This window comes from Amycolatopsis sp. lyj-23, assembly GCF_046549135.1.
Taxonomy (GTDB): domain Bacteria; phylum Actinomycetota; class Actinomycetes; order Mycobacteriales; family Pseudonocardiaceae; genus Amycolatopsis.
The window spans coordinates 536,499-553,306 of the sequence record NZ_JAJPWN010000004.1; the positions used below are offsets into that span (position 1 = coordinate 536,499).

The 16,808-nt window shown below is 72.1% G+C and carries 20 protein-coding genes; 10 read left to right on the top strand and 10 right to left on the bottom strand.

All coding sequences use genetic code 11. The annotated features are described in order from the left end of the window. Positions 1-45 precede the first annotated feature (45 nt). Genes ACLJPY_RS11910 through ACLJPY_RS11920 form a run of 3 tightly spaced genes read left to right on the top strand, consistent with a single transcriptional unit; the run spans position 46 to position 2,951 of the window. Positions 46-1,728 (top strand): hypothetical protein, encoded by a 1,683-nt coding sequence (locus ACLJPY_RS11910; protein WP_410588094.1) that lies wholly within the window; start codon positions 46-48, stop codon positions 1,726-1,728. 3 nt (positions 1,729-1,731) lie between these two features. Next, entirely contained in the window at positions 1,732-1,914 is a 183-nt protein-coding gene (locus ACLJPY_RS11915; protein WP_410588296.1) for a hypothetical protein, read from the top strand. Continuing rightward, positions 1,911-2,951 carry a hypothetical protein gene (locus ACLJPY_RS11920; protein ID WP_410588298.1) on the top strand — a complete coding sequence of 347 codons (1,041 nt, stop codon included), beginning with the start codon at positions 1,911-1,913 and terminating at the stop codon, positions 2,949-2,951. Before ACLJPY_RS11915 ends, ACLJPY_RS11920 begins: the two co-directional genes overlap by 4 nt. Positions 2,952-2,962: 11 nt before the next feature. Here ACLJPY_RS11920 and ACLJPY_RS11925 read toward each other — a convergent pair whose 3' ends face one another. After that, positions 2,963-4,171, bottom strand: coding sequence for a glycosyltransferase family 4 protein (locus ACLJPY_RS11925; RefSeq protein WP_410588300.1), 1,209 nt, complete (start codon positions 4,169-4,171; stop codon positions 2,963-2,965). Between the two features lie 97 nt (positions 4,172-4,268). Here ACLJPY_RS11925 and ACLJPY_RS11930 point away from each other — a divergent pair, with 97 nt between their 5' ends. Continuing rightward, positions 4,269-5,027, top strand: coding sequence for a class I SAM-dependent methyltransferase (locus ACLJPY_RS11930; protein ID WP_410588095.1), 759 nt, complete (start codon positions 4,269-4,271; stop codon positions 5,025-5,027). On the opposite strand, the gene ACLJPY_RS11935 is transcribed toward ACLJPY_RS11930, so the two are convergent. Continuing rightward, positions 5,024-6,070: a DUF3068 domain-containing protein gene (locus ACLJPY_RS11935; RefSeq protein WP_410588097.1), complete on the bottom strand. Its 1,047-nt coding sequence runs from the start codon at positions 6,068-6,070 to the stop codon at positions 5,024-5,026. The genes ACLJPY_RS11930 and ACLJPY_RS11935 overlap by 4 nt on opposite strands. 293 nt (positions 6,071-6,363) lie before the next feature. Here ACLJPY_RS11935 and ACLJPY_RS11940 point away from each other — a divergent pair, with 293 nt between their 5' ends. Continuing rightward, complete coding sequence (locus ACLJPY_RS11940) at positions 6,364-6,870, top strand: hypothetical protein (protein ID WP_410588098.1); 507 nt, start codon at positions 6,364-6,366, stop codon at positions 6,868-6,870. Between the two features lie 111 nt (positions 6,871-6,981). Here ACLJPY_RS11940 and ACLJPY_RS11945 read toward each other — a convergent pair whose 3' ends face one another. Next, positions 6,982-7,413 carry a RidA family protein gene (locus ACLJPY_RS11945; protein WP_410588099.1) on the bottom strand — a complete coding sequence of 144 codons (432 nt, stop codon included), beginning with the start codon at positions 7,411-7,413 and terminating at the stop codon, positions 6,982-6,984. A 63-nt stretch (positions 7,414-7,476) separates the two neighbouring features. On the opposite strand from ACLJPY_RS11945, the gene ACLJPY_RS11950 reads away from it, so the two are divergent. Next, positions 7,477-7,947: a MarR family winged helix-turn-helix transcriptional regulator gene (locus ACLJPY_RS11950; protein ID WP_410588100.1), complete on the top strand. Its 471-nt coding sequence runs from the start codon at positions 7,477-7,479 to the stop codon at positions 7,945-7,947. Here ACLJPY_RS11950 and ACLJPY_RS11955 read toward each other — a convergent pair. The 4 genes from ACLJPY_RS11955 to ACLJPY_RS11970 all read right to left on the bottom strand — a co-directional run bounded on the left by ACLJPY_RS11955 (position 7,944) and on the right by ACLJPY_RS11970 (position 10,594). Next, positions 7,944-8,156 (bottom strand): helix-turn-helix domain-containing protein, encoded by a 213-nt coding sequence (locus ACLJPY_RS11955; RefSeq protein WP_410588102.1) that lies wholly within the window; start codon positions 8,154-8,156, stop codon positions 7,944-7,946. The genes ACLJPY_RS11950 and ACLJPY_RS11955 overlap by 4 nt on opposite strands. Beyond that, a complete protein-coding gene (locus ACLJPY_RS11960) occupies positions 8,156-8,635 on the bottom strand; it encodes a DUF2975 domain-containing protein (protein ID WP_410588103.1) in 480 nt (159 codons plus the stop codon). Before ACLJPY_RS11960 ends, ACLJPY_RS11955 begins: the two co-directional genes overlap by 1 nt. A gap of 56 nt (positions 8,636-8,691) precedes the next feature. Next, positions 8,692-9,870, bottom strand: coding sequence for a PucR family transcriptional regulator (locus ACLJPY_RS11965; RefSeq protein WP_410588104.1), 1,179 nt, complete (start codon positions 9,868-9,870; stop codon positions 8,692-8,694). A gap of 94 nt (positions 9,871-9,964) precedes the next feature. Beyond that, entirely contained in the window at positions 9,965-10,594 is a 630-nt protein-coding gene (locus tag ACLJPY_RS11970) for a class I SAM-dependent methyltransferase (protein ID WP_410588105.1), read from the bottom strand. Positions 10,595-10,637: 43 nt separating this feature from the next. Between ACLJPY_RS11970 and ACLJPY_RS11975 the strand changes: the two genes are divergently transcribed. Then, entirely contained in the window at positions 10,638-11,105 is a 468-nt protein-coding gene (locus ACLJPY_RS11975) for a nitroreductase family deazaflavin-dependent oxidoreductase (RefSeq protein WP_410588302.1), read from the top strand. Here the strand turns inward: ACLJPY_RS11975 and ACLJPY_RS11980 are convergent. Continuing rightward, on the bottom strand, positions 11,095-11,628 hold the full coding sequence (locus ACLJPY_RS11980) for a GNAT family N-acetyltransferase (protein WP_410588106.1): 534 nt from the start codon (positions 11,626-11,628) through the stop codon (positions 11,095-11,097). The genes ACLJPY_RS11975 and ACLJPY_RS11980 overlap by 11 nt on opposite strands. 418 nt (positions 11,629-12,046) lie before the next feature. Here ACLJPY_RS11980 and ACLJPY_RS11985 point away from each other — a divergent pair, with 418 nt between their 5' ends. Continuing rightward, the gene (locus ACLJPY_RS11985; RefSeq protein ID WP_410588304.1) at positions 12,047-13,390 is read left to right on the top strand and encodes a pyridoxal phosphate-dependent decarboxylase family protein; all 1,344 of its coding nucleotides are present in this window, start codon (positions 12,047-12,049) and stop codon (positions 13,388-13,390) included. On the opposite strand, the gene ACLJPY_RS11990 is transcribed toward ACLJPY_RS11985, so the two are convergent. Continuing rightward, positions 13,384-13,776: a hypothetical protein gene (locus ACLJPY_RS11990; protein WP_410588107.1), complete on the bottom strand. Its 393-nt coding sequence runs from the start codon at positions 13,774-13,776 to the stop codon at positions 13,384-13,386. The two genes, ACLJPY_RS11985 and ACLJPY_RS11990, sit on opposite strands and share 7 nt — an antisense overlap. Before the next feature lie 152 nt (positions 13,777-13,928). Between ACLJPY_RS11990 and ACLJPY_RS11995 the strand changes: the two genes are divergently transcribed. Continuing rightward, positions 13,929-15,140, top strand: coding sequence for a glycoside hydrolase family 18 protein (locus ACLJPY_RS11995; RefSeq protein ID WP_410588306.1), 1,212 nt, complete (start codon positions 13,929-13,931; stop codon positions 15,138-15,140). Positions 15,141-15,189: 49 nt separating this feature from the next. Here ACLJPY_RS11995 and ACLJPY_RS12000 read toward each other — a convergent pair whose 3' ends face one another. Then, entirely contained in the window at positions 15,190-16,353 is a 1,164-nt protein-coding gene (locus ACLJPY_RS12000; RefSeq protein ID WP_410588109.1) for an MFS transporter, read from the bottom strand. Between the two features lie 64 nt (positions 16,354-16,417). Here ACLJPY_RS12000 and ACLJPY_RS12005 point away from each other — a divergent pair, with 64 nt between their 5' ends. Next, positions 16,418-16,795: a MerR family transcriptional regulator gene (locus ACLJPY_RS12005; RefSeq protein ID WP_410588111.1), complete on the top strand. Its 378-nt coding sequence runs from the start codon at positions 16,418-16,420 to the stop codon at positions 16,793-16,795. The last annotated feature ends 13 nt before the right edge of the window (positions 16,796-16,808 follow it).

Genomic DNA, 16,808 nt, shown 5'->3' on the forward strand with positions numbered 1-16,808 from the left:
AATGACCAGGGACCCTAACCGCGCGCGCAACGGAAAGGAAGGGCCGTGGACGCACCGGGCAGGCGGCTGGCCCTCCCCGCGCTGTCCGCCGCGCTCGCGTTCGCCGTCTGCGCGCCCCTGCTCGGACGCGGGTTCGTCCTGAGCTACGACATGGTGTTCGCGCCACGGCAGTACTTCGTGCCGGACGCCTTCGGGATCGGCACCACGCTGCCGCGCTCGGTCCCGGCCGACGCCGCCGTCGCGCTCGCCACGACCGTGCTGCCCGGCGACATCGTCCAGAAGACCGTCCTGCTCCTGGCGTTCTTCTTCGCCGCGCTCGGCGCGGGACGGCTCGTGCCCACCGAGCACCTCGGCACACGGCTCGTCGCCGCGACGGCCTACGCCTGGACGCCCTACCTCGCGGAACGGCTGTTCATCGGGCACTGGCCGCTGCTGCTCACCTACGCGTGCCTGCCGTGGATCGCCCGCGCCGGGCTCGCCGCGCGCGAACGCGAACCCGGTGCCCTGCCGAGACTCGTGCTCGCCTGCGCCCCGGCCGTCCTGACCCCGCCGGGTGGTCTGCTCGCGGCCGCCGTGATGGTCGTGGCCGCCGGTTCGCGGCGGCTCTGGCAGACGGTCCCGCTCGCCATCGCGCTCAACCTGCCGTGGCTGGTGCCGACGTTCCTCAACGCGGGCGGCACGTTCTCCGACCCGGACGGCGTCACGGCGTTCGGCGCCCGCGCCGAAAGCTGGGGGCCCGCGCTGCTGAGCGTGCTGGGGCTCGGCGGCATCTGGAACGCCGAAACCGTGCCCGGCAGCCGGGCCGTGCCGTTGGTGCCGGTGCTGACGCTCGTTGTCGTCGCGGTCGCGCTCGCCGGGCTCCGGCCGCTCGCGCAGCGGTGGGGGAAGGCGCCGGTCCGGTCCCTGACCGCGCTCGGCGTCCTGGGTGTGCTCCTGGCCTCGCTGGCCACGCTGCCGGGCGGCCACGCGGTCCTCGTCGCCGCGACGCAACACGTGCCCGGCGCCGGATTGCTGCGTGACGCCCAGAAATGGGTGGCGTGGTGGGGTCTTCCGCTCGCGCTGGGCTTCGCGTTGGCCGTCGAAGCCGCCGCGGCGAAGCTGACCACCGGGCGCGGCCGGGTCGCGCTGGTGACGGCGGCGGTCGCCTTCCCGCTGCTGACGATGCCGGATCTGGCGTGGGGCGGCTGGGGACGGCTCGGCACCGCGCAGTACCCGCCCGACTGGGCAGCTGTGTCCGGAGAACTCGGTGACCGGCCCGGTGACGTGCTCGTGCTGCCGCTCTCGGCGTTCCGCGGGTTCGCCTGGAACGCCGACCGCACCCAGCTCGACCCGGCGCCGCGCGTGCTGCCGAAACCCGTGCTGGTGGACGACACCCTGCAGGTCGGCGCCGAGCGCATCGCCGGCGAGGACCCGCGGATCGGCGACGTCCGCGCGGCGACGTCGGCGCGTGAGCTCACCGCCGCCGGGATCGGCTGGATCCTCGTCGAGCACGGGACACCCGGTTACGTCGACCCGCGGTTGCTCGCCGACGCGACGCCGGTGTGGTCGGGTGACTGGCTGACGCTGTACCGGACCCCGGGTGTGCCCGCGGTGAAAGCGATCTCGTGGACGCCGGCCTTGCTGGCGAACGGAGTAGCGCTCGCGTTGCTGTGCGTCGCGGTGTTGTGCCGCATGTTACCGATGCGTACATTGGGCCGCGGCAGGATTCTCCCGCCGCGGAAGGAGTGACACGTGGGCACGGTCATCGGCGCGATCGTCGCCGTCATCATCGGCGGCGGAGCGGCGACAGCGGGCGGTTTCGCCCTCATCACGAGCGCCGACCCGGACACCGCCGCTCCGGTGCAGGAAAAGCTCAACGCGCAGGTGAAGTTCAACCCGGCCGACCACCCGCTCAAGATCTACGGGGACCGCTGACGCTCGCCTCCGACCACGCGCACCGCGTCGTCGGGCTCTACGGCGACCCCACCGTTTCCTGGAGCATCCTCCTCGAAGCGGACCTCGTCGCGGCCGCACCCGAACCGGAGAAGCTCCGCGCGCGCCTGACGGCCGCCGTCCAGCGGTACCCGCACCTCGGTGTCGTGCCGGAAATCGAGCGGAGCACCGACCTGCCCGCTGTGCGTGACCGTTTCGCTTCGGCGCCCTACGAACGCGGTGCGCCGTTGATCCGCGTCGCCGTCGGCGAGCGGGCGCTCCTCGTCGCCGCGCACCACGGCGCCCTCGACGGCCTCGGCCTGCTGGCCCTGCTCGGCATCCTCCTGGACGTCCCGGTTTCCTCGGCGGCGCGCGGCATCGGGGCACGCGTGGGCGGCAAACCCTTTGCGCTGTCGGCCCTCCAGCGGGTCGCCGAGGCGCTTTTCGCGCCACCGGGCCGGATCGCCCCGGACCGGGGGCCGGCGGCCGCGGGAGACGTCTTCGCGGCCTGCCACGAGCCCTCCCTGCGGCTGGGGGCCGCGGGGTTCGTCGCGGCGGCCGCGCGCGCCACGGAACGCTGGAACCGCGCGCACGGCACCCGCACGGCACGGGTCGTGGCGGCGCTGGGCGCGTCACGACGGCCGGGCGCGGCGCCGGAACCGGTGCACGACAGCGCGTTCTTCCGCCTGCGGCTGCGTCGTGGCGCGGACGTCGCCGCGGTGCTGGCGGTCCAGCCACCGGAGCCGGACTTCCCGGCCCGCAGCAGCCGCCTGGCCCGCCTGGGCACCCGGCTGCTGGCGAGCAGGCTGGGATCGACGTTCCTGGTCTCGAACCTCGGCGTGGTGTCCACCGGCGACCGGGTCCGCGCACTGGCGTTCTACCCGGCGGCGAGCGGCCGCTCGGGCGTGGCGTTCGGCGTGGCGACGACCGGCGGGCGGACCACGATCACGGTGCGAGCGCGCCGCAAGGACTTCGACGAGGTTGCTGCTGCCCGGTTGCTGGGTGAGTTCCGGGATGCGGTGCGGGAGCCGGCCGGGTGACGGGGGTCGCCTCAGGCGGGGCGGCGGCTCGGGACCCCGCCGGGCCGCGGGCTCATGAGGACTTCGACGAGGCTGCTGTTCGGCTGCCGGGTGCGTTCCGGGATGCGGTGGGGGACCAGGGTTCGCGGGCGCGGCACCGGTTTCCCGGCGACCTCCCGCACCAGTGACTCGAACTGCCCCGCACTCGCGTCCCAGCTGTACCGGCGGGCCCGCTCGGCGCCCGCCAGGCCCATCTCCGCGCGCCGCAGGCCGTCGGCCAGCAGGGTGTCCACCTGGGCCGTGAAGTCGTCGAAGTCGTCCGCCAGCAGGCCGGTGCGGCCCGCCACGATGGACTCCGTCACGCCGCCCGCCGCGCGGTAGGCGACCGAGGGCACGCCGTGGGCCGCGGCCTCCATGATGACGATGCCCCAGCCCTCCTTGACCGACGGGCACAGGTGCACCCACGACCGCGCGAGGATTTCGTGCTTGGCCTGCTCGTCGACCCAGCCGTGCAGGACGACCCGGTCGGCGACCCCGCGCGAAGCCGCGTGGGCGCGCAGCACCTCGTCCCACGGCCCCTGGCCGACGACCTCCAGCCGCAGCGACGGCCAGCGCCGCGCCAGCCGCGCCACGACGTCGATCGCGTGCTCGATCCGCTTGTGCGGCACCAGTCTGCTCACCGCGACCAGCGTCGGCTCCTCGTCGCGTTCGGACGTGCACGGCGGCGGCGTGTCCAGCCCGTTCGGCACCACGGTGACCCGCTCGCGTTCGACACCCAGCTCCGCCAGTTCCGCCCGGGTGACCTCGGAAACCGTGACGTACCGGCACCCGCGGAACAGCCACGGCGCCAGCCGCGACTCGATCCACCAGCCGATCCGCCCGAGCGTCTCGCCGAGCGCGCTGATCCACTGTTCTTCGTGGACGTGGTGCACGAGCACCAGCACCGGGCAGCCGGCGACCAGCCGCGCGAAGAACGGCATCCCGTTCTGCACGTCGACCACGAGATCGGCGCGGGACCGGCGGATCGCGCGCAACGCGTGCGCGTAGACGCCGAACTTGCCGCCCCGCCGCCGGTAGCGGACGCCGTCGCGCCACTCGCCCGCCGTCGCACCGGGGTAGGCCGCGCACTGGATCTCGACCCGGTACCCCGCTCTGGCCAGCCCTTCGGCCATCCGCTCGACGTACCGCTCCGACCCGCCGCCCTCGGGGTGGCCGGTGTCGCGCCAGTTGAGGAGGAGCACACGAGGACGTTCCATCGGGTTATCCAAACTGTAGCGACGATGCTAGGTTACTGGTGCGTACACCCTAGATGAACGTATTCGGGAAAGCGACGGTTCAATGGTAGGTAATCCGGTTCTCGTCGCGACGGCGCAACCCCACCGCGCCACGCTCCGCCGTTCCGTCACGCTGTTCCGGACATTCCTGACCGAACAGACCGACCCGGACGGCTTCTATTCCGCGCTCGCCGCCGACTCCGTCCGGCAATTGGCGGCGCACGCACCGCTGTCCGGGCGCACGGTGCTCGACGTCGGCGGCGGCCCGGGTTATTTCTCCGACGCCTTCCGCGCGGCCGGCGCGGTCTACCTCGGCCTGGACCCCGACGTCGGCGAGCTGTCCGCCCGCGGCGAGCCGGGGGAGAACATGATCCGCGCCAGCGGCACGGAACTGCCCGTGCGCAGTGGATCCGTGGACGTCTGCTACTCGTCGAACGTGCTGGAGCACGTCTCCGAGCCGTGGGTGATGCTCGCGGAGATGTGCCGGGTGACCAAACCCGGCGGCACCGTCTTCGCGTCGTTCACGCCGTGGTATTCGCCGTGGGGCGGCCACGAGACCGCGCCGTGGCATTTCCTCGGCGGTCACTACGCCCGGCAGCGTTACGCCAGGAAACTCGGAAAGCAGCCGAAGAACAAATTCGGCGAAAGCCTCTTCCCGGTTTCGGTCGGCGCCGCACTCCGCTGGGCGAAGACGACACCGCTGGCCGATCTGGTGGCCGGGTATCCGCGTTACCACCCGAGCTGGGCGATGTGGATCGTGCGGATTCCCGGCCTCCGCGAAATCGCGTCCTGGAATCTGGTGCTGGTCCTGAGGAAGCGCTAGCGGTCGGCGCCGACCGGTACCCGCTGCCGCCGCCGCGGCGGGGCCGGCGGGGCGGCCGGGCGCCGGCGGATCAGCAGGTAGCTCGCCACGAGGATCAGCACCGCGCCGCCGATGCCGAGCCAGAGCGGGCCGGTGCTCGACAGGAACTGCAGCTTGCCCTTGTTCGCGTCGATCTGGTCGACCATCTGCGCGATCGTCTTGGCGTTGTAGGTCAGCGTGCCGTCGAAGACGACGGTCGGGTTGCCGGTGGCGGGGCGCAGCTCCTGGTGCTGCTGTTGCTGCTGCTTCACCTCGACGCCGGTGACCGGCTCGACCCACATCGTGTTGACGCCGCGGTAGTACAGGTCCGCGTCGACGGTCGAGCCGGTGGCGCCGACCAGCGAGCCGGGCACCGACTTCGTCTCGAGCTTCGTGTCGGGGATGTCCTGGACGAACTTGTAGGTCTCGATCCCGTTCACCGTCTCGGTGCCCGTGTAGCGGGCGGTGACGGGCTGGCCGGTGTTGTCGTCGTAGACCTGGTAGTCCTTCTTTTCGGTGGCGAACGGGAACTTGAAGTTCAGGCCGGGCTGGGCCTTGTAGACGTTCTGCTCCGGCGGCTTGGCACCGGCCTTGTCGGCCTTGTCCCCGAGCTGGGTGACGTAGCTGCTTTCCTTGGTGCACTTCGGGTCGGCGTCGCCGCGCGGGTCGTAGCCCTCGGCGGTGCGCCGGTCGAAGCAGACCTGCCGCTTGCTCGCGTTGAGCACCGTGCCGTCGGCGTCGTCCTTGACCTGCACGGCGAGCAGCCAGACCGCGTAGTCGGTGCCCTCGTGCATCTCGGGCCGGGCGAAGTTCGCCTGGACGCGGGCGGTCGCGGTCAGCTTCGCGTCCTTGCGGATCTCGGTCACCGGGCCGGCGCCGTTGTCGGTGACGGCGAGGACCTTGCTCGCGGTGCCTTCCAGCACCGACGTCGAATCCTGGTCGAGCGGCACCTTGGCGAGCTTCGGGTAGACGTAGGTGGGCAGCAGCACCGCCCCGGCGACCGCGAAGACCCCCAGCGCCAGCAAGATCAGAGCCAAAGCTCGTCGCAACGGTCCTCCTGGGTCGTACTCCGGACACGCAAATTACCCGGCGGTAATCAGGTGCACGGATAGTGGCGCGCGCCACGTCGCGCGTCAAAGTGTGACCGGCGGTCACAGATGTCCGGTGCGACCGGAAGGTCGCACGGACGCGGCCGTTCGGACCAAGCGGCCAAACATGTTTGTTCCCGGGCACAACGGACGCGGGCCCACCATCGGACGATCCCAGCCGCCGCGCCGGACCGCGAAGGAGAACGCCCCTTTTGCTCCAGGACCCATCGATGGTCGCCATCGCGGCGACCGCGCGCTGGCGGGCCCGGATCGTGGCGGCCGCCGCGAGCGCGGGGATCACCTTGACCGACCCGCTGGCGGGCGTGCCCGGCATCCGGGTGCTGACCTGCGCACCGGGTGATCTGAGCGTGATCGTGCCCCGCCTCGCCCGCGACGACGACCCGCCCCGGCCGGCGATCGGCGCCCGTTCGGACTCGATCGCCGACCGCGAGCTGCGCGACGCGGTCGCAGACGTGGCGGCCCTGCTTTCGTTGCACGGCAACGTGGTCCTCGACCTCGACGCGGGCGGCCGCCGTCGCCGCCCGGCCCGCGCGGACGTGGTGGTTTCGGCCGGTGTGGACCGTCCGGAGTGGACGCAGTGGCCGGAACCGGCGGTGGCGCTGCCGGTGGGCAGGCACCGCCGCGGCGGCCCGCTGACGGTGGCGCTGACGGCGGGCCCGGGTTTCGAAGGCGCCCTGCTGGAGCTGGCCCGCCTGGTCGAGGCCGACGCGGCTTAGCTCCGCCCCCGGTCCCCGAGCGCCCCAATGTGGCCTTCGGTGCGTGAGACGCACCCAAGGCGGCCTTCGGTGCGTGAGACGCAACCAAGGCCGCCTTGGGGCGCTCGGGGATCAGTTCTGCCCGACGATGGCGGTCGCCCGGATCTCCACGCGCATTCCCGGCGCGCCCAGTGCCGCCACGCCGAGTTGCGTCCAGATCGGTGCGCGGTCGCCCATCCGCTTGCGGAACTGCTCCACCATCACCCGCGTGTGGTCGTCGCCGATGGTGTCGGCCGCCGTCGGGATGTGGAACGAATCGACGGCGACGACGTCGGCCCAGGTGGCGCCGGCCGTCGCCAGCGTGCGCTCGACGTTGTCGAACGCACGGACGATCTCCTGCTCCAGGTCCGCCGGGAACACCGTGTCGTCGTCCCACCCGCCCTGGCCCGAAATCTCCACGCGGTCGCCGATGCGGACCGCCTGGCTGTAGTGCAGGGCCTCGAGGTGGCGGGGGCCGTAGCCCGGGGTCACGAAGAACATCGTCGATCCTTCCATTGACTTCATGCTTGAAGTCAAGCTAGCACAACTTCAAGCATGAAGTCACTCCGCGGTGGTTAGGCTTCCGGTATGGCCACGGAACAAGAAGGCACGCGCTGGCTCGGCCCGGCCGAGAAGGAGGCCTGGACCGGGCTCGTCTCGCTCATCCTGCTGCTCCCCGGCCGGCTGGAGGCGCCGCTGCAGCACGAAGCCGGCCTGACGCTCTTCGAGTACCTCACGCTCAGCCACATCTCCGAGGCGCCCGAGCGCCGCCTGCGGATGAGCGAACTCGCCTACCTGGCCAACGGGTCGCTGTCCCGGCTGTCCAATGTGGTCAAGCGGTTCGAGCACCGCGGCTGGGTGCGCCGGGCGCCCGATCCCGGCGACGGCCGGTACACCCTCGTCACCCTCACCGATGCCGGGTTCGAGGTCGTCGAGCGGGCCGCGCCCACCCACGTCCGCAGCGTCCTGGACGTCCTCGACCCGCTCACCGCGGCCGATCAGCAGGCGCTCGCCCGGATCGCCGCCAAGCTGCGGGTGCGGCCCGCCGACCTGGGCTAAGCCTCGTCTTCGACCCACTCCAGCAGGTCGCCGGGCTGGCAGCCGAGCACCCGGCACATCGCCTCCAGCGTGCTGAACCGGACCGCTTTGGCGCGGCCGTTCTTCAGCACGGCCACGTTGGCCGGCGTGAGCCCGACCTGCTCGGCGAACTCCCCGACGCTCATCTTGCGCTTGGCCAGTTCGACGTCGATGCGCACGACGATCGGCATCAGATGACCGCTTCCAGGTCCGAGCGCAGCGACGTCGCCTGCCGCAGCAGAGCGCGCATGACCAGCATCAGCAGGCCGAGCACGGTGATCCCGACCGTGACCAGGAACAGCAGCATCGGCATGCCGGGGTCATCGGCGTTGAAGCCGACGAACAGCAGCATCCCGACGAGGACCAGCCACGCCGCCGCCACCGCCCACACGATCACGTCGACCCACTTCAGCGACGCGGCGGTGAAGATCCGGTCCTTCTTGACCAGCGTCAGCAACTGCCACGTCGCGACGACCACCACTTCGACGCAGAGCACCAGGAAGACCGCGATGGCGGTCAGCGGCCAGCGCAGCGGCGCGTCGTGCGGGTTCTGCTGCGCGTGGTAGGCGATCCCGCCCGGCAGCGACAGCGTCTGGAACACGACGAGGACGCCGAACAGCACCACGAGGAACACCCGGAGCGCGGCGACGGCCCACTTCTCGGTAACCATGCGCCGACTATCGCGCGAGATCTATCGAAATTCAATCGTTGAGCATCGAAACTCGATTAGTTCGGCTCGGGGTCCAGCCGGACGGACTCCAGTGCGACGTACAGCTCACCGATGTCGACCGGGTCGGTCAGGTCGCGCTTGGTCAGCTCCTGCACGCGGCGCAGCCGGTAGCGGACCGTGTTGGGGTGCACGAACAACCGGTCCGCGGCGTCCTTCGCCGAACCGTGGCCGGCGAACCACGCGAGCAGCGTGTCGAGCAGGACCTTGCGTTCCGCACCGGGCAGCGCCAGCACCCCGGCCAGCGCCGAGCGCACGACGTCGCGGGCCATGCCCGGCGCGGCCGCGACCAGCGTCGTCACCGGCGAGTCGCCGAACACCGCCACCCCGGCGGCGCCCGACGGCAGCGAGCGGCGGGCGATTCGGGCCCGGTGCAGGGCGTCCGGGACGTCGGGGAACCCGCTGAACGGCCGGCTCATCCCGGCCGCGACCGGCAGCGAACCCAGTACTTCGCGCAGCCGCCGGACGTCCTCGATCCGGTCGATCGCGACCAGGCCGGCCTCGCCGCCGGGCCGCCACGCCGACCGCCAGCGCCGCGCCCGCAGCAGCGCCTCGACGCTGTCGTGCTCGTCCGGCTCGACGCGTTCGGTGACCACGGCGACGAACATCCCCGCCGTCGGCAGGCCCAGTTCGCGCGCCGCGGTCTCCATGTCCGCCTGGCCGGCGAGCCGGCCGCGCAGCAGGTCGTCCAGCAGCCGCGCGTTCGCGTGCGACGGCTCCGCCGCGACCTGATCGTAGGCCGTGGTCAGTGCGTCGGAGTAGAGGTCGATCGCCTTCCAGACGTAGGAGTTGATCTCGATCGTCCGGGTCGGGTTGAGGAACTCGGGGCCGGCGAGTTCGAGGAGTCCTTCGTAGACGAACGTGCCGCCGATCCGGAACGCGCGCAGCACGGCCGGCAGCGGGATGCCCTGGCGCGCCTGGGCCAGGCCGGTCTTGCGGGCGGCGTCGAGGGCGAGGCCGCGGCCTTCGGCCAGTGCCGTCAGCGCGCGTTCGAGGTTGGCCCGGCAGACCTGCCGCAGCTCGTCCGGGGCGACGTCCTCGACCTGGCGGTAGAACTCGTCCTGCTCGCCGAGCAGCCGGGCGAGGCGATCGGCGAACTCGGGCAGCCTGGCCAGCATTTCGCGCAGGAGCTCGCGGTGTTCGCGAGGTACCGGCCTGGCCAGAGCGTCGATGCCCATCCCTCACCTTAGCTCGGGTCCGCCGCCGCGGACACGCACGAAGTTGAGTAAAATTCAGGTCCGTTCGGTGGCCGACACCGGGCGTCCCAACGGCTCAGGCGGGCTTGCGCGCGGTGAGGTAGACGTGCGGTTCCGGCGTCGCGTCCGGGTGGTCGGGCACGAACTCCGCCGCGTCCTCGCGCACGATGTCGAGGCCGGCGGCCCGCAGGCGCTCCTTCAGCGCGTCGGCGGCGAAGCTGCTGGCGCGGACCGGGTGGCCCATGAAGACGATGTCGACCCCGTCGACGTCCGCGGGCACGGTGGCGAAGACGAGCAGGCCGCCGGGTTTCAGCCAGCCCGCCAGGCGCCCGATCAGGGTTTCCTGCTCGGCCCGGGGCAGTTGCAGCATCGAGAAGAACGCCGTGATCGCGTCCCAGCTGCCGTCCTCGAAGGACAGTTCGCGCATGTCCGCGAGTTCGAACCGGGCGGCGGGCACCTGGTCACGCGCGATCTCGACCATCTTCGGGGCGACGTCGTAGCCGGTGACGTCGTGGCCCGCGGCGACCAGCAGTTCCGCGGTGGGCCGCCCGGTGCCCGCGCCGAGGTCGAGCACCTTCGCCTCCGGCGGCAGGGCCGCGAGCAGGTCGGTGAGGGCGGCGCGCTGCCCGGTCGCGGTGCGGAAGGCGTGTTCGTAGGCCGTGCCGAGCGCGTCGAACACTTCGGCGGCGGTTTCGGGGCGGGTCATGATCGCCCACTTTGCCAGACCTACGATGGGCGCCGTGACCGGTTTGCGTGGTGTCTTCGCCGGATTCGGCAAGAGCAGGGCGTTCGCGGTGCTCGGGCGGGCGCTCGTGCCCGCGGACCGCGCGCTGCTGCGGATCAGCGGCGGCCGCATCGGCGTCGGCACGGCGGTCGGGCTGCGGACGTTGCTGCTCACGATCACCGGCCGCCGCAGCGGCGAGCCCCGCCAGGTCCCGCTGCTCTACGTCGAGCGGGCCGGCGGGTACGTCGTCATCGGCTCCAACTGGGGCGGCGAGGCCCACCCGGCGTGGTCGGCGAATCTGCTGGCCCAGCCGAAGGCCACGGTCGCCCTGCGCGGACGCACCACCGAAGTCACCGGGCGGCTCCTGACCGGGGACGAGCGCCAGGAGATGTGGGACGCGGTCGCGGCGTACTGGCCCGCGTACGGCCGCTACGCCGTGCGGGCCTCGCACCGGGACATCCGCGTCTTCCTGCTGGAGCCGGTCAGTCGATGAGATCGGTGTGCCGGATCCGGTACACCTGCAGCCGCAGGTTGTAGTACTTGTCGGTCTCGCCGACCCACTGCATGCCGAGCCGCTTCGCGACGGCGATCGCGCGCGTGTTGTTCGGCCGGGCGACGGCGAAGAGCTCTTCGGTGTCCTGGGTGAAGGCCCACTCGATCAGCGCGGTCGCCGCTTCGGAGGCGTAGCCCTTGCCCCAGACGCCGGGGGTCAGTTGCCAGCTCAGTTCGAGATCCTCTTCGAACGGTGGCAGCAGCCGGATGCCGAGGCCGCCGATCACCGCGCCGTCCTCTTTGCGCTCGATCGCCCACCGCCCGCGCGGCGGGGGCAGGTTCGGCTGCGCCTCCTGCCAGGCGTTCAGCACCGCGCGCATCGCGCCGATGTCGCCGACGCGGTCCATGGCCGGGGTCAGCCAGTGCGTGACGTCTTCCGCGCCGTAGATGGCGAACGCGGCTTCGGCGTCGGCAGGCGTCCAGTCCCGGATCACGAGCCGGTCGGTGCTCAACGGGGTCTCCATACCAGGACGCTACGCCGGGAGGTCGCCGATTGTTCCCGGGAAAAGTAGCCGGAGATTGAACTCTCAAGCTGGGAAGCGGGTGGCGCTGGCAGCGGTTACATGTAACATGTTAGATCCTCCGGCGAGCAGCCAGCCGAGCGGTGTCATTTGGATGTGTCATTGGATGTGTCATGTGACATCTAACATTTCAGTGCGCTTCTTGCTGGCGATGTGTTTCCCATCGGCGCCGTGTCGCTTACATCTAACATGTCAGCTGTTAGCTGTTAGCTTTCAGATGGCGGCTTTCAGATGGCAGCCGCAGCTGCCATCAGTCGGAAGTTCGGGGCACGGCAGTTACATTTGAGATGTAACATGTCAGTTTCCGTGGCAAAGCGCTCGCCCGAGCCACCCTGAGGCCTACAGTCGGCCTGTGGACGACCTGCACTCCCTCCTGGCCCGCGCCGCCGAACTCGCCGCGGACTACCGCGCCGGGCTCGCCGACCGGCCCGTCGCCCGGCCGGTCGACGCCGCCGCCCTGCGCTCCGCCTTCGGCGGCCCCCTCCCGCAGCACCCCACCCCACCCGCCGAAGTGCTCGAACACCTCGCCCGCGCCGCCGACCCCGGGCTCGTCGCCACCGCCGGCCCCCGCTTCTTCGGCTTCGTCATCGGCGGCGCCCTCCCGGCCGCCACCGCCGCTGACGTCCTCGCCGCCGGTTGGGACCAGAACGGGTTCAACGCCGTCCTCTCGCCCGCCGCGGCCGCGGCCGAAGACGTCGCCGGCGGCTGGCTCAAGGAGCTGCTCGGCATCCCGGCCGGCGCCTCCGCCGGGTTCGTCACCGGTGGCCAGGCCGCGAACACCGTGGGACTCGCCGCGGCCCGCCACCACGTCCTCGCCGAGGCGGGCTGGGACGTCGAGCGCGACGGGCTCTTCGGTGCCCGGCGCGTCCGCGTCGTCGCGAGCGAAGAGCGGCACGCCACCATCGACCGCGCGCTGCGGCTGCTCGGGTTCGGCACCCGGGCCGTCGAACCGGTGGCCGCCGGCGCGCAGGGTGCCATCGACGTCGAAGACCTCGGCCGGGTGTGCGCGGCCGGGACCGGGCCGCTGATCGTCTGCCTGCAGGCGGGGAACGTGAACACCGGCGCGTGCGACGACCTGCGCGCCGCCCGGGAAGCCGCCGGTGACGCCTGGATCCACGTCGACGGCGCCTTCGGGCTCTGGGCCGCCGCCAACCCGGGAACGCGGCCACTCCTCGACGGCATCGAGCTCGCCGACTCCTGGGCCTGCGACGGGCACAAGTGGCTGAACGTCCCGTACGACTCTGGGTTCGCCTTCTGCGCGCACCCGGACGTCCACGCCGCCGCGATCGCCTACCGGGCCGCCTACCTCACCGGCGCCGGGGAAGTGTCCGGCATGGGCGACCTCACCCTGGAGTCGTCGCGGCGGGCCCGCGGCTTCGCCGTCTGGGCGGCGCTGCGGGAGCTGGGCCGCGACGGCGTCGCCGAGCTCGTCGGCCGCTCGTGCCGGCTGGCGCGCCGCTTCGCCCGGAAGCTCGCCGACGGCGGTGCCGAGATCGGCAACGACGTCGTCCTCAACCAGGTCCTGGTGGCCGTCCGCGGCGACGCCGACGAGCTCATCCGGAAGGTCCAGGACGACGGCACGTGCTGGCTGGGCGGCACCACCTGGCGCGGCCGCCGGTACCTGCGCGTCTCGGTGTCCGGCTGGTCGACGACGGAGGCCGACGTCGACCGCAGCGCCGCCGCGATCCTCCGGCTGGCTCAGTGACCTTCGCGCACCGAAAGTGCGTCCGTCCGCCAGGCGATCTCCTTCTCGCCGCCCGTCGGCCAGCTCGACGACAGCCGGCGCCGGACGCTGCCCAGCGCGCCCAGTTCGGCGAGGTCCACGTGGGAGCCCTGCGCGGCCAGCGAAGAAACCTCGGCCGTGGTGAGCGGGACGAAGTCGAAGTACTGCGCGTCTTCGCCGCCCGCCCAGTCGACGAACTCGGTGAAGATCGCGGCGAACGACTGGCCGCATTCCGGACACCGGCGCAGGGAAACGCTGAAGTGGGACCGCTCGACCAGCCGGTGGGTCTTGTTCAGCCGGGTGGTGCAGAAGGCCAGCGCGGTCAGGGCGTCCTCGCCGGAGCAGCGGGCGCAGCCGAACTCGGTCATCGGCCGATCATCGCACGCGTGAATCGGGACCCGGCTGCGGAGGTACCGGGAAAGCCGCTGACCACCCCGATTCACTCTGGTCCGCAGTGGTCTGGACCTGTTAGCCTCGGCACGTCCGCCCGCCTTGCCGGTGAGGAGAACCCGTGCTCCGCATGAGAAAACGCATCGCCGTCGTCGCGCTCGCGCTCGCCGGCGCCGCCGTCGTCGCGCCGCCCGCGGACGCGGGCCAGGGCCAGGGCCAGGGCCAGGGCCAGAGCAAGGTGATGGCCTACTTCGCCGACTGGGACGTCTACGCCCGCGGCTACCACGTCAAGGACATCGAAACGTCCGGTTCGGCCGCGAAGCTGACCCACCTCAACTACGCGTTCGGCAACGTCACCGGCGGCGGCTGCGCGGTCGGCGACCCGTGGGCCGACCACGACATGCCCTACGACGCGGCCACGAGCGTCAGCGGCCAGGCCGACAGCACCGAAGCCGGGGCGCTGCACGGGAGCTTCAACCAGCTGCTCGAACTCAAGAAGCTGCACCCGAAGCTCAAGGTGCTGTGGTCCTTCGGCGGCTGGACCTGGTCGGCCGGGTTCACCGAGGCGGCGAAGGACCCGGCCAAGTTCGCCGAGTCCTGCTACAACCTCGTCAACGACCCGCGCTGGGCGGGTGTCTTCGACGGCATCGACGTCGACTGGGAGTACCCGAACGCCTGCGGCGCCACCTGCGACACCAGTGGCCCCAAGGCGTTCACCGGGCTGGTCAAGGCGCTGCGCGCGAAGTTCGGGCGCCAGCTGGTGACCGCCGCGATCACCGCGGACGGCTCGAAGGGCGGCAAGATCGACGCCACCGACTACGGCGCCGCGAGCCGGTACCTGGACTGGTACAACGTGATGACCTACGACTACTTCGTCGCCGGCGCCAGCCCGGCCGGGCCCACCGCGCCGCACTCGCCGCTGCGCGCCTACCCGAGCCTCCCGACCGCCGGGTTCTACGCCGACGCGGCCATCCAGAAGCTGCGCCACCAGGGCGTTCCGTCGGGGAAGATGTTGCTGGGCCTCGGGTTCTACGGCCGCGGCTGGGACGGCGTCACGCAGAAGCAGCCGGGCGGCACCGCCACCGGCCCGGCTCCCGGCACGTACGAAGCCGGCGTCGAGGACTACAAGGTCCTCAAGACCAAGTGCCCCGCCAACGGCCGCGTCGCCGGTACGGCGTACGCGAAGTGCGGTTCGCAGTGGTGGAGCTACGACACGCCCGAGACGGCGTCGGCGAAGGCCGGTTACGCGAAGTCGCAGGGGCTCGGCGGCGTGTTCGCCTGGGAGCTGTCCGGCGACACGGCGAACGCGGAACTGCTGCGGGCCATCGCCGGCCGCTGCTGATCACAAGCTGGAGGGCCCGGGCGCGAGCGCGTCCGGGCCCTTCGTCCACTCAGGACCGAACCGGGAACCCGTGCTGTCGGGCGCCGAGGACGACGGCGAGCACCGGCAGCAGGAGCACGAGCAGCGTCCAGGGGAAGGCCGCCGGCCCGGCGGCGTCGAGCAGCACCCCGCCGGCCACCCCGCCCGCGGCCATCACGGCGTTCCACAGCGTGACGAGCATGGCCTGGGCGTTGTCCGCCGCTTCGCCGCCCGCGTTCCCGGCCGCCGTCTGCAGCAGCGTCGGGACGCCGCCCCAGCCGAGCCCCCACAGCGCCACGGCGGCGTAGACCAGTGCCGGGCTGCCCGCGAACGCCGCCAGCAGCGCGGCGGCCACCGCGACGCCGAGGGTGCTGAGCACCGTCAGGGTCCGCAGCGTGCGGTCGATCCGGGCGCCGACGACGCCGATGCCCGCCAGCGACGCGACGCCGAAGACGAGCAGGACGACGTCCACCGCGTCCGCCATGCCCGCGTGGGCGAGGAAGGTGGCGATGTAGGTGTAGAGCACGGTGTGCGCCAGCACGAACACGAGCGTCACGGCCAGCACGGGCACGACACCGGGAACGGCGAGGGTGCGCAGGACCGGCGTCCGGCCGCTCGCCTGCCCCGGCCGGCCGGGCACCGCCGCGGCGATCCACCCCAGCAGCACCACCGCGAGCGCCGACATCACGCCGAAGGCCCAGCGCCAGCCGAGCAGGCCGCCCAGGAACGTCCCGGCCGGGATGCCGAGCGACAGGGCCAGCGGGATGCCCGCCATCACGATCGCGATGGCCCGGCCCTGGTTGTCCGGGACGAGCCGGCGCGCGTAGCCGGCGAGCAGCGCCCAGACGACGCCCGCGGCGACGCCGGCGACGAAGCGCGCCGCCATCGTGAGCACGTAGTCCGCGGACAGCGTGGTGACGGTGTTGGCCACGGCGAACCCGGCCACCCCGGTGAGCAGCAAGCGTTTGCGGGACCACCGCGCGGTGGCGGCGGACAGCGGGATGGCGGTCAGCGCGGTGCCGAGCGCGTAGATCGTCACGGCCTGGCCGGCCGCGGCTTCGCCGACGCCGAGGCCGGCGCTCATCCCGGGCAGCACGCCGGCGGGCAGCGCCTCGGTGAGCACGGTGACGAACGCGGCGGTGGTCAGGGCGAGGAGAGCGGTCAGGGGAAGTGTGCGGCTGCGGAGGCTCGTCATGCCGCTATGCTCGAACCCTCACACCGATGTGAAGGTCTACCCCGGACACTGTGAGGTGGCGCACATGCGGATCGGCGAGCTTTCGGCGCGCACGGGCACGTCCCGCCGGCTCCTCCGGTACTACGAGGAGCAGGGCCTGATCATCGCGAGCCGCGGCCCGAACGGCTACCGCGACTACGACGAGGCGACGGTCGACCGGGTGATCCAGGTCCGCGGCCTGCTCGACGCCGGCCTGCCGACCCGGATCATCAAGCAGATCCTGCCCTGCCTCGACAAGCCGCGGACCATCTACTTCCCGGACGCGACCCCGGAGATGATCGCGACGCTGGAGGCCGAGCGCGACCGCATGACCCGGCGGGCGGAATGCCTGCTGCGCAACCGCGACGCGATCGGGGAGTACCTGGCCGCGGTCCGCGAGTACGACTCCGCGCAGCCGGCGTGAGCCCGCCGGGGTG